Genomic DNA, 14,723 nt, shown 5'->3' with positions numbered 1-14,723 from the left:
ACCCGTCCGCCGCTAGCTTACCCCGAAGGATAAACCCGCTCGACTTGCATGTATTAGGCACGCCGCCAGCGTTCGTCCTGAGCCAGGATCAAACTCTCCATAATAGTGGACAATTGCTTGTCCGTATATCTGAAAGCTTAATTGCTCATTTGCGTTGCTAGCGAGATTTTGCAATCTCTTTTTTTGAACGATTTCTCGTTCGTGCTTACTCACTCGTTGTTCAGTTTTCAAAGATCAATTTCTTTCACTTTACTTCGTCATCCGTTTAGCGGCGACTTTTTAAATATACCACAGTCCCTACGGAGATTGCAAGTCTTTTTTTGAAATGTTTTTTTCGAACTTCAATTTCAATTAAACTCACTCGCATTGTTTCGAAGTGACGAGTTATAAAATAACACAGATTGAGAGGGTAAGTCAAGCACTTACCCCCTATTTTTTTTGAGCCTGGTAATTACGGTTTCGAGCATATTTCGATATTTCCTTCGGTGTCGCTAAGCGAGCATACATCCTGAAGATGACTTTATATCTGGATTCTATAGCTCCCTTTATCTCTTGATCAATTCTCTTATCATTGAGATCGAATAGCATTTCATCTAATTCTTTACGCAGTACATAATCTAATTCTCTGCACTCTCTCTCATTGAACAAAAATCCGAGCATACATCCATCCAAACCCCTCTCGACTGTAGAGATTCATGGCACTAACAGTTCGTTAGGCAGATAAGTAGGGCCTATCTTACACCTTCTTCGTTTCTGCCTTATTGTTATGCTCAGATTTTGCCAGTTTTATGACAGAGAGATGGAAAATATTTTACAAATGCACCAACCAGTAGGTGAGTGTGCTTTCTATTATCGCTGCAATCAAAAGAAGAACCACGATTATAACGCTGAGCGGCTTGGTTAATTGGAGTATTCTCGTAAATTCAATTCGAGCACTTCTTTTCTCAGCAGGCACGAGCAACTGCACACCCATTTTCCAAACTAGCAGCCCTATCTTCAATCCATAAGCACACGCGAGTAAAATGACAGGGATCTCTATGATTCCATGCGGTAATATCCCCTTTAGGAGGATGGTTATTGTGCTTTCATTGGTCTGCAAGGAGAGTACGTAACCCAGGATCATCCCATTAGCGATTAACATAAACAAAGGTATTACACCTAAAAGAAGTCCACTGAATACAACAAGAACAGATTTAATCGCATTATTTAGAAAAATAAAAATGAAAAGCCACACCTGAGGGTTCTCTTTGGTACTTATCGATTTAATCATTGGCTGGAGCCCCTCTAACTGCTTTTCCAAAAAATTCGAAAACTGCTCAGAGTTCGCCCATCCCATATAAAAACTAAAACCAAAAACAAGGACAACTACAATAAAATAATGTTTCATTTCTTTAAAATGCCTTAGCAATGCTTGTAAATTCATTTGTCGTTCCTCCAATTTCGGAAGCATAAGTGCCATGTGTACGAGCATACATTATTTACTAAAGGGTATACAAGCATATTAACTGCCTGATATAAGGAGGTACAAGCTATTTATGAACTACTTTTTTGTAATCAACGCACGCAAATTCAAACAATATTTATTCATCGCTCTTGCCATTATCTTCTCCGCGGCCATTGTTTATTCCGAACAGAGTAACGTATCTGTCTTTATGAACTCTGAACCTTCGGCTATTTACAGTGTACAAACCGATAAGAAGGTTATCGCACTAACCTTTGATATCTCCTGGGGGGATACACGTGCTGAACCCATCTTGAAAATATTGAAAGACAATGGCGTTAAAGACGCGACGTTCTTCTTATCTTCACCTTGGAGTAAAAGCCACCCTAACATCGTTGCGAATATCAAAAGCTATGGCTTCGAGATTGGTAGTCACGGCAATAAGTTTGACAACTATAGTAAGCTCAGTGATGAGGAAATCCGTAGTGAAATCTCCACAGCTCATGGAATTTTAACAGAATTAATTGGAAAAGAGCCAAATCTCATCCGTCTGCCTAATGGTGATTTCGATAAACGTGTATTACGTATTGCTGATGAACTCGGCTATTCCGTTATCCAGTGGGACACAGATTCTCAAGATTGGCTTAATAAAGGTGTCGACACTCTCGTTAACCGCGTAGTGAGTAAGGCTCATCCCGGAGATATCGTCTTACTCCATGCAAGTGATTCCTCGCAGCAAACACATGAGGCCTTGCCAGCGATCATCCAGCAATTACGCGCTAAAGGGTACCAATTTGTTAGCGTGAGTGAACTCATTAAACAAACACAGGTCGATACTACCCCTGTTGAGGATCAAGCAATGAAACAAATTCATTGATATACATAGACATAGATTTGAAAAAAAGAGCTAATTTATTTAGCTCTTTTTGTTGTCCAGTATTTTATGTAAGGTCAGAATTTGCCATGCATTACAAACGAATAACGGTGCCAACATAAAGAGACTCGATGCTGCATTATCCAATTTCAATGCCGGTACAGCCTCAAGAATGGTAACTGCAGTCATGAAAAATAAAGTTGGGATAAATGCATTCCGATTCGTCATTTTCACCTTCCAATAGCTAACTGCTAAGGAAATTACCAAAACGCAAACTGGCAATACAAAGTAACCAAGTAATGAATCTGAGTCACCGAAATTTGTCTTCCTCAAGTAGACGAGGTCAAATAGAACAACAATAACAACGGCAAGCTGCAAAAGATCCCATACTGTTTTGGAACGTATAATACCAACCGCTATGAATCTAACGATTAAATAAGCAAAAAAGCCCATTTGACTCAACACACTTATGGTAGCCCCGCCGAGAATCATATTGACCAGATTAAATCCTACTGCTGATAAACCCATTACAGAAAATTCTTTGTCTGAAAATTGAAGGATAAGTCCAATCCCAGTGGATACCACAATACCTATTACTAAGGTTGTCCAAAATAAATGAAACCATTTACGCAACGTCACGTTCAATAACCTCCACACATCAACTCTAATTGTTAATTGTACCAACCTTTACGATAAAAAGCCAATAATGACCCCTAATAATCTGACCTTAACCACACATACTAAGACTATTAAAGTTAAGGGAAGGGAGCATCTAGTTATGTTAAAGACAAGACTTAAAAAACTTCAAGTCATACCGGTCATTTCAATGGCTTTACTTCTCACTTCATGCGGAACTGATAATTCATCACAAGGCCAATCACAGGCAGCTACGTATAAAGAGCAGAAAACGATGATCCTCGATATTCTGAAATCAGATGATGGTAAGAAAGCGATCAGTGCTGCAAATCGAAGCATAATGAACGGGGACGTTGGCACGAATAGTTTTGCTGGTCAGTCACAGATTAAACTATTATCGGCTAATGAATCTCTCCAGCTTCAGATGGCAGTTAAGGATGTTCTAACAGCCAAGGAAAATAACAAATTTTTGGCCGATATGATGAAAGACCCTAAATTCGCTGGAGACTTCGCTGCGGCGATTCAAAAAGAAACCAAGCAGATGTTTAAAGAATTATTGAAAGATCCTACGTATCAAAAGTCACTTATTGATGTTATGAAGAATCCAGACTACGAGAAAATGGTATTGGATGTTATGAAAACTGCGCCATACCGTCAACAAATGATGACTGTAATGGAAGAGTCCGTCCAAAGTCCTCTGTTTCGGGCTCAGTTGGTTGAATTACTGAAGTCTGCAATTGAACAGCAAAGTAAGCCTGATCAAATGCCTTCTGCGAAAAGTCAAGAGAAAGGCGCGGATTCAGGTAAAGAAGGCGATAAAAAAGGAGAAGGCGGAGATGAAAAGCAGAAGGATGATTCCTCTGGTGACTCCGAAAAACAAGGTGAAGAGAAAAAAGATGGCGGTTCAGACTCTGGTTCTTAAAACAAAAAGGAAGAGGTTGCAGCCTTGCTGCTCCCTCTTCCTTTTGTCATTTCTCAAGTTTTGCTATCATTCTATCCGCTATTTCTAAATAGATTTGCCCTGTCTTGGATTCTGCTTTATACACGGATGGCGAATAATCCTTTTCAGAAATATGATTATCCGGAGCCCCTAATGGGATTTGCGCTAATAGCTCGCTATGCAGATCTTCTGCAAGCTTCGCTCCGCCACCTTTTCCAAAAATGTAATCAATGCTACCATCTTTACTTTCGTAATAAGACATATTCTCAACGATACCCAGAATTTCATGGTTCGTTTGAATAGCCATAGCGCCAGCTCTTGCAGCTACGAAAGCAGCGGTTGCATGAGGCGTCGTGACAATAACTTCTTTACTTTGCGGGATAAGTTGATGCACATCTAGGGCGACATCACCAGTACCCGGAGGAAGGTCTAGCAAGATGTATTCCACATCTCCCCAGTTTACTTCATTGAAGAAATTGCGCAGCATCTTGCCAAGCATAGGTCCGCGCCATACAACAGGAGCATTATCTTGAACAAAGAAACCCATTGAGATCACTTTTACTCCGAATTTCTCAACAGGAATAATCACGTTTTCAACGAGCTGCGGTTGTTCTTCAATCCCCATCATATCAGGAATACTGAAACCGTAAATATCCGCATCGATGATCCCTACCCTTTTCCCCTTACGCGCTAACGCAACTGCTAGATTAACTGTAACCGTGGATTTACCAACACCACCTTTGCCACTAGCAACTGCGATAAACTCGACTGTAGAGGATTGTCCAAGAATCGGCTGCTGAATCGGAGGTTGCACTGGTTTCGGCGGGTTCGTTTCAGCTGACTGTTGTGAAGGACCTTCCAACCGACTCCGTTCATGATCTGTCATTAATCTAAAGCGGATATGAACCTGAGGTACTCCTATATTGGCTAAAGATTGTTGAATAAAAGCTTTGGCTTGCTCCTTGAATCCTTCATCCTCAGATACCACAATTAAACTTAAGGACACGGCATCTTCCTTCACCATTACATCACGAATCAAATTTAGTTCTACAACACTTTTATTAAATTGAGGTTCTATAAGCGTGTTTAACGCTTCTAGGATTTGTTCTTTATGTACCATAGCCACATCACACCTTTATTGGGACATTGTCTTTGAGGCTTTTATTATAACACATTATGAAGCAGAACCCACTTTTTCCCCCGCAAAATATCTTAAGATCCCTTGATAGACAGACGCTGCCAGCATCTTCTGGTAGTTCTCATCCGCAAGTAATTTGGCTTCTTCCGGGTTTGAAAGAAAGCCTACTTCAACGAGTGCGCTTGGGATTTTTAATGTTTTCAACAAATACACCGTCTTATCCGCTAATTTAGCAACACGATCGGTATTTTCGAGATTTCGCCTCAGTTCAGCTTGGATAAGTGCCGCTAAGTTAGGATTATCCGGATTGTTCAAATAATAGAACGTTTGTGCGCCCCGCCATTTTTCCGAAGGAATACTGTTCAAATGGATACTCAAAAACATATCGGCATTATTGTCTTGAATCAGGTCTGCGCGGTTATGGAGATCCTGCGTCTTACGCTTGCTATAGCCTTTCGTGCCAGACTCAGCCAGATCGGTGTCCGTTTCTCTCGTTAGAACTACGACTGCACCAGCTTGTTGTAAATAATCACGCAACCGCAAGGTGATCGCCAAATTGATATCCTTCTCAATAACGCCATCCTTGCTCTCCGCCCCACCATCTGGCCCACCATGACCCGCGTCTAGCGCAATTGTCTTACCCGATAGAGGTAGCGTCCAATCTGACCATGTCTTCGTTGTAGGGAGCTCGTACGCATAAATAAAGACAACCAATGCAAGCAATACAGCGGAAAGCATTAGTTTCAGACTACTGTGAAAGGTCAGCCAGACCACTAACCTTTTCTTCCTTTTACGCATAAAAAAATCCACCTCTGTTCCCCTATAGACTCTGTAACATCTATATGGGACAGGGTGGACAAATATGCCAGCCTTCCGATGAAATGCGTGCAACCATAGTTCCTACGCACAATCGCATGTAGAATCGCCAAACGCAGGCCTGAATAACGCATAGCAGCCGAAAAAACACCTTAGAATGTGCGATCCTTCGTAATTTCCTAACAAGAACAAGTAGCTTTACATTACGCACGTCAGCTGAAACATCTTAGACAACTTACTTATGGAGTCCGCACTCCGTTTTTTCAATACTAGCCCAACGCCCAGCACGTGGATCTTCGCCTTCAGCCACTGGTCGTGTGCAATGTGTACAACCGATACTAGGGTAGTTACGATCATGAAGTGGATTATAGATAACATCATTATCACGGATATATTGCCATACATCTTCTGAAGTCCAACTAGCTAAAGGATTGAACTTGATAAGTCCAAATTTAACATCATACTCCGCTTTTTTAGCGTTAGCACGAGTAGGAGCTTGATCGCGGCGAATACCTGTAATCCAGGCGTCGTAATTTTTAAGAATGTCTGTCAATGGATCGACCTTACGAATGTTGCAGCATTGGTTCGCATCACTCTTCCAAAGCTCGTCGCCAAACTTCTCCGCTTGCTCTTCAAGTGTAAGTTTAGGCAATACTTGAACAAATTTCGTGCCATAGTGTTTCTCAAGGCGCTCTTTCGTCTCATAAGTTTCATCAAAATGCACGTTTGTATCTAAATAGAATATATCTACATTCGGGTTAATTTTTTGAAGCATATCAACAAGCACAACATCTTCTGCCCCAAAACTACAAGCTAGGGTTAAGCTCCCGAAGGTATCTACTGCAAGTTTTAATATGGCTTCAGGCGATTGATTTTCGAATTCCTCCGCAGCTTTCGTTACAAATGCTTCTTTTTCAAATAGATTCATCTTACGATTCCTCCAATAGTCGATAATCCCGACTGCTATTGTATGATTTATATTTATTATATCTGACTTCTACAAAGTGTCAACGACTTTTTTCCATTTTGGTATTAACTTATTTTTGATGGGTCATTCGAATGAAATCACGACATATTTAAAGCAAAAAAACCTTCTCAGCCATAAGCTGAAAAGGATTTCTTGTGTGCCAGAGGCACAAGATCTTAACGTTTGGAGAATTGAGGAGCACGACGTGCTGCTTTCAATCCGTATTTTTTACGCTCTTTCATACGGGAATCACGTGTTAGGAATCCAGCTTTTTTCAAGGATCCCCGGTATTCCGGATCAGCTTTCAACAATGCACGGGAGATACCGTGACGAATTGCGCCAGCTTGTCCGCTGATTCCGCCGCCATTTGCAAGAACTAGAACATCGTATTGACCGATAGTTTCAGTAAGAGCAAGTGGTTGTTTAACGATTAGTTTCAACGTTTCTAGACCGAAATACTCATCTAGATCACGTTTATTGATAATGATGCGTCCTTCACCCGGTATTAAGCGAACACGCGCTACCGAATGTTTACGACGACCCGTTCCATAATATTGAACTTGTGCCACGAAACGTTCCTCCTTATATTAACCGCGAAGATTCCAGACTTCTGGTAGTTGTGCTTGGTGTGGATGCTCTGCGCCACCGTAGACTTTAAGCTTAGTTTTCAAGCTGTCGCCTAGACGGTTCTTAGGAAGCATACCATGAACTGCGAATTCGATCATACGATCAGGCTTAGTGTTAAGTAGGTCCTGAGCGGAAGTCACTTTCAAACCACCTTGGTACAAAGAGTGACGGTAGTACATTTTGTTTTGCATTTTCTTACCAGTAAGCTTAATTTGGGAAGCATTGATAACAACAACGAAATCACCAGTATCTACGTGTGGAGTGAACTCCGGTTTGTGCTTACCGCGGATAATGCTAGCAACTTCACTTGCAAGACGGCCAAGTGTTTGGCCTGCAGCGTCAACAATGTACCATTTACGCTCTACTTCATTTGGCTTAGCCATATATGTGGTGCGCATGCTTAATCCTCCTAAAAATATATCTTAAATACATAAGTTATAGTTGTAAATGTAACATAAGCGATGGATAGTTATGGTCATTTGTGATCAGGGGCTGTGGGGTAGCCGATCACGAAACGCCAAGTTATATTTTACACGATAATGTCTTAAGAAGCAAGTGGTGATGATAACTTTTTAATAGTCGACTTTCCATAAGGTTAATCCCATAGCTTCAGCTGTAGGACCCGCTTGAGACCGGTCTCTGGCTTCGAGTACACGCTGCATGTCGCTGGGTGGTCTCTTACCCTCACCGATCTGAATCAACGTCCCTACGATGATCCTGACCATGTTATAAAGAAAGCCATTCCCCGTTATAATCAAACGGATACGCTCTATTTTACCTGTCGCCATTAGCTCGTCGGTTTCCGTCTCCATACGTACCTCATACAAGGTTCTCACTTTGATTTCCTTATCCGTTCTCACAGTACAAAACGAAGTAAAATCATGCTCACCTAGCAAACAAGGGAGCGCCTCTCTCATGGCTTCCACATTTAAAGGCGTGGGGTGATGATACTCGTAGTTGCGGTGAAAGACATCAGGGAAGCGCGCCGAACGAATCGTATAACAGTACGTCTTACGTTTCGCGGCTTTGCGAGAGTGAAAAGTAGGAAGGACTTCTTCCGCAGTATGTGCGACGATATCCCTGGGTAGTCTAGCATTTAGAGCCAAACACCAACGTTCCACTGGAATCTTAGAACTCGTTGTAAAATTAATAACTTGTGCTTTCGCATGGACACCGGCATCTGTTCGCCCTGATGAAATGACTTTCACTTTCTCACCTGTCAACAAGAACACAGCCTGTTCTAAACGATATTGCACAGTGTCAGATCTTGGCTGTATCTGGAATCCAGAATAAGACGTGCCATCATAGCTTATGGTAAAACGTAGATTTCTCAAGGCTTGTTCCTCCATGAGTCATCCTTTCTACCTAGCCTGAGCTGCATACGCAGCTCACCTCACTAGAATGCGATCCAAGACTGCAAAAAAAGGGCTTCACCAGAATCTAGTGATTCCGTCCACCCTTTCCCATCCGTCTTCTATGCGCGATCTACTAGCTCTAGGTAAACCATTGGTGCTGCGTCACCGCGGCGTGGTCCCAGTTTAAGGATACGTGTGTATCCGCCTGGACGCTCGGAGTAACGAGTAGCCAAATCAGAGAATAGTTTTTGAATCGCATCTTGATTTTCGTTAGCAGCTTCTCTACGAACAAAAGCAGCAACCTGACGGCGTGCATGAAGATCTCCGCGTTTCGCAAGAGTAATTAACTTCTCAGCGATTGAACGAATTTCTTTAGCTTTTGCTTCTGTTGTTTGAATGCGCTCATGTATGAACAGATCCGTTACCAGATCACGAAATAATGCTTTACGATTACTGGAATCGCGGTTCAATTTTCTGTAGTTCATTGAGTTAACCTCCTTCTGACAAGATTATTCCTCGGTACGTAGACCCAGACCCAGCTCTTCGAGCTTCTCTTGAACTTCTTCAAGGGATTTGCGACCTAAGTTCCGAACTTTCATCATGTCTTCTTCTGTTTTGGTAATCAGCTCTTGTACGGTGTTAATCCCTGCACGTTTGAGACAGTTGTAAGAACGAACGGAAAGATCTAATTCTTCGATAGTCATCTCAAGAACTTTCTCTTTCTTATCTTCTTCTTTTTCAACCATAATCTCAGCGTCTTTTGCTTCATCCGTCAAACCAACGAATAAGAGCAAATGTTCAGTTAAGATTTTAGCGCCCAAGCTTACTGCTTCTTCTGGTCGAATACTTCCATCGGTCCACACTTCGAGGGTCAATTTGTCATAGTTAGTCACTTGGCCGACGCGAGTATTCTCAATAGCGTAGTTTACCCGAGTAATAGGCGTGTAGATCGAATCAATTGGAATTACACCAATTGGTTGCTCTTCATGCTTATTTTTGTCTGATTGGACGTAACCGCGCCCTCTGCCCGCATGAATCCTCATGTGAAGACGTGCATCTGGAGACAAGGTAGCGATGTGTAAATCCGGGTTAAGGATCTCAACATCACTATCACCACGGATATCAGCCGCAGTAATATTACCTTCTCCTTCTGCATCAATTTCTAGCACTTTCTCCTCATCGGAGTGAATCTTCAACGATAAACCTTTCAGATTGAGGATAATTTCCGTAACATCCTCAAGTACGCCAGGAATCGTTGAAAATTCGTGCAAAACGCCATCGATTTGGACAGAGGTTACTGCTGCCCCCGGCAAGGAGGACAGTAAGATACGACGTAGTGAGTTTCCTAAGGTTGTACCGTAGCCACGCTCCAACGGCTCGATGATAAATCTACCATAAGCGCCATCTTCACTTAATGCTACAGTTTCTATTTTTGGCTTTTCGATTTCGATCATGAAATGTACCCTCCATTCAATACGTCGGTTCCCTCTGGATACTTCGTTGAAAATTTCATAGTATGCCTATCCTTCAAACCATTATTCACGATTTTGGAATAATTATACTACAAAGTGATCCTGAATTATACGCGACGACGTTTTGGAGGACGGCAGCCATTATGAGGAACCGGCGTCACGTCTTTAATCAGGTTTACTTCAAGACCTGCTGCTTGCAAAGAGCGGATTGCTGCTTCGCGGCCAGCGCCTGGACCTTTAACCATAACTTCAACTGTTTTCAAGCCATGCTCCATTGCTGCTTTAGCTGCTTTTTCAGCTGCCATTTGTGCTGCGAAAGGAGTACTTTTACGGGAACCTTTGAATCCAAGGTTTCCTGAACTTGCCCAAGAAATTGCGTTACCATGCGGATCCGTGATCGTTACGATCGTGTTGTTAAATGTTGAACGGATGTGTGCTACACCGCTCTCAATATTTTTCCGGTCACGACGTTTCGTACGGACAACTTTTTTAGGTTTTGCCATTAGCTCTAACCCCCTTTATTATTTCTTCTTATTAGCTACTGTACGACGAGGACCTTTACGTGTACGAGCATTTGTTTTAGTACGTTGACCACGAACAGGAAGACCACGGCGGTGACGAAGACCACGGTAGGACCCGATTTCGATTAGACGTTTGATGTTTAGGGAAATTTCACGGCGAAGATCGCCTTCTACTTTAAGGGTTTTGTCAATTACATCACGGATTTTGCTCACTTCATCTTCAGTCAAGTCACGAACGCGAGTACTCGCATCGATACCTGTGGAAGCAATGATTTTCTGAGCAGTTGTAGTGCCGATACCGAAAATGTAAGTCAACGCGATTACAACTCGTTTGTCACGAGGTAAGTCAACTCCAGCTAAACGTGCCATCTACAGAATGCACCTCCTTTTAACCTTGTTTTTGTTTGTGCTTAGGTGTTTCACAAATTACCATTACTTTGCCTTTACGGCGAATAACTTTACATTTTTCACAAATCGGTTTTACTGACGGTCTTACTTTCATTTTAAGCCCTCCTTTTCATCGTAAGCAACCATGTTGCGTTTTCGTTAGAAAACTTGCTTCGTAAGCATACGTCTTGAGAGAGTATTACTTCTAAGCCGAACATTTATTTGAAACGGTAGGTTATACGGCCTCTCGTCAAATCATAAGGCGATAATTCTACGGTAACCTTATCTCCAGGCAAAATGCGGATAAAATGCATTCTGATTTTTCCTGAAACATGGGCTAGGATTTTATGACCATTTTCCAATTCAACTTTAAACATTGCATTCGGAAGAGGTTCAATCACTGTACCTTCTACTTCAATTACATCTTCTTTGGCCACAGTCATTCTCCTTTCTCTTGTGCTTCAACTTGCATAAGTTCAACGAATTTGGCGATTGCAAAGCGCAACTTCCCATTAGTCACACGACCTGTTTCCCTAATGCTTGACGCTACTTCACTGCTGATCGTTTCTTGTAAATGAAGATGATTCAGGTTCTTCTTCTTCGGTTGATCGAATTTGCGATGATCGCCGTCGGCAAGCCAGACGAATCGAAGATCTACAATCCCAATCACGACCGCATATTCTCCGGGATCTCTACCGCGAAGCACCTTTACGATTTGACCCACTTGCGGAATCTTACTATCCACTCAGTTCACCTACGATCTAGGCAAAGTTAATATTTCATAACCAGCTGCCGTTATAGCAACCGTATGTTCGAAATGAGCACATAGGGTACGATCCGAAGTGACTACAGTCCAATCGTCTTCGAGTGTTTGGACAAATCTTTCGCCAACAACCACCATGGGTTCAATGGCTAGGACCATGCCTGGTTTGAGTCGAGGACCTTTGTCAGGTATACCATAGTTCGGAATTTGAGGTTCTTCGTGAAGATCCGTTCCAATACCATGACCGACATACTCTATAACCACGGAGAAGCCTGCGTCTTCAATACAAGTTTGGATTGCATGCGACAACGTGTAGAGTCTAGCATCCGGTTTAGCTTCTGCAATGCCTCGATAGAGTGATGCTTCTGTTACAGTCAACAAACGCTGAGCAGTTTCAGAAATCTCACCGACAGGATATGTCCAAGCAGAATCTCCATGATAACCTTTATATTGAGCGCCAATATCAATACTGATAATGTCGCCCTCAACGAGCTTTCTTGGACCAGGAATACCATGAACTAATTCTTCGTTGACTGAAGCACAAATGCTCCCAGGAAAACCATTGTAACCTTTGAAAGATGGAATTGCTCCCTGACTGCGAATGAATTCCTCTGCGATCTGATCAAGTTCTTTCGTTGTAATGTTCGGACGAATCGCCCTTGCCAATAAGCGGTGCGTTTCGGCTACGATACGACCAGCTTCTCGCATTAGGTCTAGTTCAACCTCGGACTTACAAATGATCATTACGCTAGACCTCGTAGCAGTGAGCTAATTTGTTCGGTTACCGCATGAATGTCTTGTTCCCCGTTAACCTCACGCAATAATTCCCTCTTTTGGTAGTAATCCAGAAGCGGAGCCGTTTTGTTGATGTATTCATCCAAACGTGTTCCGACTTTCTCTTCCGTATCATCAGATCGTTGGTACAACTCACCGGAACATTTATCGCATACGCCTTCTTGCTGAGGTGGGTTGAAGATGACATGATACGTAGAACCACAGGATTTACAAATTCTTCGGCCAGTTAGTCGTGCTAACAGATAACTGCGATCAACAGCTAGATTGATTACGACCTCAATCTTCTTACCAAGTGATTCAACGATGTCAGACAATGCATCCGCTTGAGCTACCGTTCTAGGAAACCCATCGAGCAAAAATCCTTTATCGCAATCCGGCTGGGCAAGACGCTCTCTCACAATACCGTTCGTAATTTCATCAGGAACAAGAAGCCCCTTATCTACATATCCTTTGGCTTCGATACCCATTGGAGTACCTTGGCTCATAGCTGCGCGGAATGCGTCGCCAGTTGAGATATGAGGAATTTGAAATTCGGAGACGATTTTCTCTGCTTGCGTACCTTTGCCTGCACCAGGAGGCCCCATAAATATTACGTTCACAATTAAAACCTCCCCATCGCACTCGGCATTACGAACAGCACAATAGGTGCCGATGTCGCAGAACTTGCCCCATCAGAACCTATTAGCTATTTATTGATGAACCCTTTGTAATGACGCTTAATCAATTGGCTCTCGATTTGCTTCATTGTCTCAAGACCAACGCCTACTACGATAAGTAAAGATGTACCACCTATTTTAACCGAGCTAGGCAATCCAGCGAGTCCTCCAAATAACATTGGAAGAATAGAAATTGCTGAGAGAAACAGAGCCCCAGAAAGAGTAATTCTAGTCATTACGCGTGTCAGATAAGTCGACGTCGTTTTACCTGGTCTGATACCTGGTATGTAACCGCCATTCTTCTTCATCTGATCAGCCATTTGAACTGGATTAATTTGTACGAAGGTGTAGAAGTAGGTGAAACCAATAATCAGCAGTACATAAAGTACAATCGCTAATGGTGCAGTTTGATTAATACTCAAGTTGTTAATAATCCATTCTGCAACTACATTTCCTCTCCAGTAACTAGCAATGGTTGGAGGAAACATCAAAAGTGACAATGCGAAGATTACAGGGATAACACCAGCAGCATTCACTTTAAGTGGAATGTGTGTTGTTTGCCCACCATACATTTTACGGCCAACTACTCGCTTAGCATATTGTACAGGTATCTTACGAACACCTTGTTGTACGAATATAACTCCAGCAATAATCAGGATAACAACTACAGCAATAATGATTAGTTTCACAATGTTCAGGAAAAGCGCTGCATCGGTTGTAAAGAGTGATTTGTAGATTTGTTGAATGCTTGTTGGAATCGCTGAAACGATACCAGCAAAGATGATAATGGAAATACCGTTACCAATACCATACTCCGTGATTTGCTCACCTAGCCACATCAAGAAAGCTGTACCAGCTGTCAACACGATAGCGATTAATGCAAAAGTTGTAAACCCAGCATCAATGACCAAACCACTGTATAGGCGGTTAAAGCCGATTGATAAACCGAAAGCTTGAATCAACCCTAGAACAATCGTACCGTAACGAGTCACCTGCGTCATTTTCTTTCTTCCGACATCTCCTTCTTTCGCCCATTGCGCGAAGCGCGGGATTACATCCATGGACAAAAGTTGAACAATGATCGAAGCCGTGATATAAGGCATAATTCCCATCGCGAAGATGGAGAATTGGAAGAGCGCACCGCCGGAGAACGTGTTAAGCAAACCAAAGACATCGCTCTGATTCGCTTGATCTTGAAGTTTCAGAACATCTGTATTAATGTTTGGTACCGGAATGAAGGCACCCAAACGGTAGACGATTAGCAAGATAAGCGTGAAGAGAATCCTTCTGCGTAAATCTTCTACTTTGAAGATGTTGGCTATGGTATTGAACACA

The 14,723-nt window shown here is 42.4% G+C and carries 21 protein-coding genes, 1 rRNA gene and 1 pseudogene; 2 read left to right on the top strand and 21 right to left on the bottom strand.

Annotated features, from left to right (window positions below; translation table 11 throughout):
• From AC58QO_RS32665 to AC58QO_RS32655, 3 genes are all read right to left on the bottom strand, one after another.
• A 16S ribosomal RNA gene (locus AC58QO_RS32665) occupies positions 1-104 on the bottom strand; the annotation flags it as partial.
• Positions 105-429: 325 nt separating this feature from the next.
• On the bottom strand, positions 430-660 hold the full coding sequence (locus AC58QO_RS32660; protein ID WP_056618222.1) for a hypothetical protein: 231 nt from the start codon (positions 658-660) through the stop codon (positions 430-432).
• A 151-nt stretch (positions 661-811) separates the two neighbouring features.
• Positions 812-1,423 (bottom strand): stage II sporulation protein M, encoded by a 612-nt coding sequence (locus AC58QO_RS32655; RefSeq protein WP_497272920.1) that lies wholly within the window; start codon positions 1,421-1,423, stop codon positions 812-814.
• Positions 1,424-1,535: 112 nt separating this feature from the next.
• On the opposite strand from AC58QO_RS32655, the gene pdaB reads away from it, so the two are divergent.
• Positions 1,536-2,318, top strand: coding sequence for a polysaccharide deacetylase family sporulation protein PdaB (gene pdaB, locus AC58QO_RS32650; RefSeq protein WP_497272918.1), 783 nt, complete (start codon positions 1,536-1,538; stop codon positions 2,316-2,318).
• Positions 2,319-2,357: 39 nt separating this feature from the next.
• On the opposite strand, the gene AC58QO_RS32645 is transcribed toward pdaB, so the two are convergent.
• On the bottom strand, positions 2,358-2,954 hold the full coding sequence (locus tag AC58QO_RS32645; protein WP_497272916.1) for a KinB-signaling pathway activation protein: 597 nt from the start codon (positions 2,952-2,954) through the stop codon (positions 2,358-2,360).
• A gap of 139 nt (positions 2,955-3,093) precedes the next feature.
• Between AC58QO_RS32645 and gerD the strand changes: the two genes are divergently transcribed.
• On the top strand, positions 3,094-3,873 hold the full coding sequence (gene gerD / locus AC58QO_RS32640; protein WP_497272914.1) for a spore germination lipoprotein GerD: 780 nt from the start codon (positions 3,094-3,096) through the stop codon (positions 3,871-3,873).
• A 46-nt stretch (positions 3,874-3,919) separates the two neighbouring features.
• On the opposite strand, the gene salA is transcribed toward gerD, so the two are convergent.
• The 17 genes and pseudogenes from salA to secY all read right to left on the bottom strand — a co-directional run bounded on the left by salA (position 3,920) and on the right by secY (position 14,722).
• Positions 3,920-5,011 (bottom strand): iron-sulfur carrier protein/transcriptional regulator SalA, encoded by a 1,092-nt coding sequence (salA, locus tag AC58QO_RS32635; RefSeq protein WP_497272912.1) that lies wholly within the window; start codon positions 5,009-5,011, stop codon positions 3,920-3,922.
• A gap of 54 nt (positions 5,012-5,065) precedes the next feature.
• On the bottom strand, positions 5,066-5,827 hold the full coding sequence (gene cwlD, locus AC58QO_RS32630; protein WP_497272910.1) for an N-acetylmuramoyl-L-alanine amidase CwlD: 762 nt from the start codon (positions 5,825-5,827) through the stop codon (positions 5,066-5,068).
• A 77-nt stretch (positions 5,828-5,904) separates the two neighbouring features.
• Positions 5,905-5,997: pseudogene (locus tag AC58QO_RS32625) on the bottom strand (hypothetical protein); the annotation flags it as partial.
• Between the two features lie 83 nt (positions 5,998-6,080).
• Complete coding sequence (locus AC58QO_RS32620; RefSeq protein WP_497272908.1) at positions 6,081-6,773, bottom strand: phosphoadenylyl-sulfate reductase; 693 nt, start codon at positions 6,771-6,773, stop codon at positions 6,081-6,083.
• 215 nt (positions 6,774-6,988) lie between these two features.
• The gene (rpsI, locus tag AC58QO_RS32615) at positions 6,989-7,381 is read right to left on the bottom strand and encodes a 30S ribosomal protein S9 (protein ID WP_028557465.1); all 393 of its coding nucleotides are present in this window, start codon (positions 7,379-7,381) and stop codon (positions 6,989-6,991) included.
• Positions 7,382-7,399: 18 nt separating this feature from the next.
• On the bottom strand, positions 7,400-7,837 hold the full coding sequence (gene rplM, locus AC58QO_RS32610; RefSeq protein WP_497272906.1) for a 50S ribosomal protein L13: 438 nt from the start codon (positions 7,835-7,837) through the stop codon (positions 7,400-7,402).
• Between the two features lie 174 nt (positions 7,838-8,011).
• The gene (truA, locus tag AC58QO_RS32605; RefSeq protein WP_497272904.1) at positions 8,012-8,773 is read right to left on the bottom strand and encodes a tRNA pseudouridine(38-40) synthase TruA; all 762 of its coding nucleotides are present in this window, start codon (positions 8,771-8,773) and stop codon (positions 8,012-8,014) included.
• Between the two features lie 140 nt (positions 8,774-8,913).
• On the bottom strand, positions 8,914-9,279 hold the full coding sequence (rplQ, locus tag AC58QO_RS32600) for a 50S ribosomal protein L17 (protein ID WP_057304263.1): 366 nt from the start codon (positions 9,277-9,279) through the stop codon (positions 8,914-8,916).
• A 24-nt stretch (positions 9,280-9,303) separates the two neighbouring features.
• Complete coding sequence (locus AC58QO_RS32595; protein ID WP_056618255.1) at positions 9,304-10,248, bottom strand: DNA-directed RNA polymerase subunit alpha; 945 nt, start codon at positions 10,246-10,248, stop codon at positions 9,304-9,306.
• 125 nt (positions 10,249-10,373) lie between these two features.
• A complete protein-coding gene (gene rpsK / locus AC58QO_RS32590) occupies positions 10,374-10,769 on the bottom strand; it encodes a 30S ribosomal protein S11 (protein WP_028557470.1) in 396 nt (131 codons plus the stop codon).
• Between the two features lie 18 nt (positions 10,770-10,787).
• On the bottom strand, positions 10,788-11,156 hold the full coding sequence (gene rpsM, locus AC58QO_RS32585) for a 30S ribosomal protein S13 (RefSeq protein ID WP_028557471.1): 369 nt from the start codon (positions 11,154-11,156) through the stop codon (positions 10,788-10,790).
• Positions 11,157-11,175: 19 nt separating this feature from the next.
• A complete protein-coding gene (gene rpmJ / locus AC58QO_RS32580) occupies positions 11,176-11,289 on the bottom strand; it encodes a 50S ribosomal protein L36 (protein ID WP_171632730.1) in 114 nt (37 codons plus the stop codon).
• 103 nt (positions 11,290-11,392) lie between these two features.
• Positions 11,393-11,611, bottom strand: a complete 219-nt coding sequence (gene infA / locus AC58QO_RS32575) for a translation initiation factor IF-1 (protein ID WP_009676800.1) — start codon at positions 11,609-11,611, stop codon at positions 11,393-11,395.
• A 2-nt stretch (positions 11,612-11,613) separates the two neighbouring features.
• Positions 11,614-11,919, bottom strand: coding sequence for a hypothetical protein (locus AC58QO_RS32570; RefSeq protein ID WP_497272902.1), 306 nt, complete (start codon positions 11,917-11,919; stop codon positions 11,614-11,616).
• A gap of 9 nt (positions 11,920-11,928) precedes the next feature.
• A complete protein-coding gene (gene map / locus AC58QO_RS32565; protein WP_497272900.1) occupies positions 11,929-12,681 on the bottom strand; it encodes a type I methionyl aminopeptidase in 753 nt (250 codons plus the stop codon).
• A complete protein-coding gene (locus AC58QO_RS32560; protein ID WP_497272898.1) occupies positions 12,681-13,331 on the bottom strand; it encodes an adenylate kinase in 651 nt (216 codons plus the stop codon). Before AC58QO_RS32560 ends, map begins: the two co-directional genes overlap by 1 nt.
• A gap of 86 nt (positions 13,332-13,417) precedes the next feature.
• Complete coding sequence (gene secY, locus AC58QO_RS32555; RefSeq protein ID WP_497272896.1) at positions 13,418-14,722, bottom strand: preprotein translocase subunit SecY; 1,305 nt, start codon at positions 14,720-14,722, stop codon at positions 13,418-13,420.
• Between the last annotated feature and the right edge of the window lies 1 nt (position 14,723).

The organism is Paenibacillus sp. J31R30, from assembly GCF_059692115.1.
Note: the sequence above shows the minus strand (reverse complement) of the source record. Positions and strands in the feature narration are given on the sequence as shown.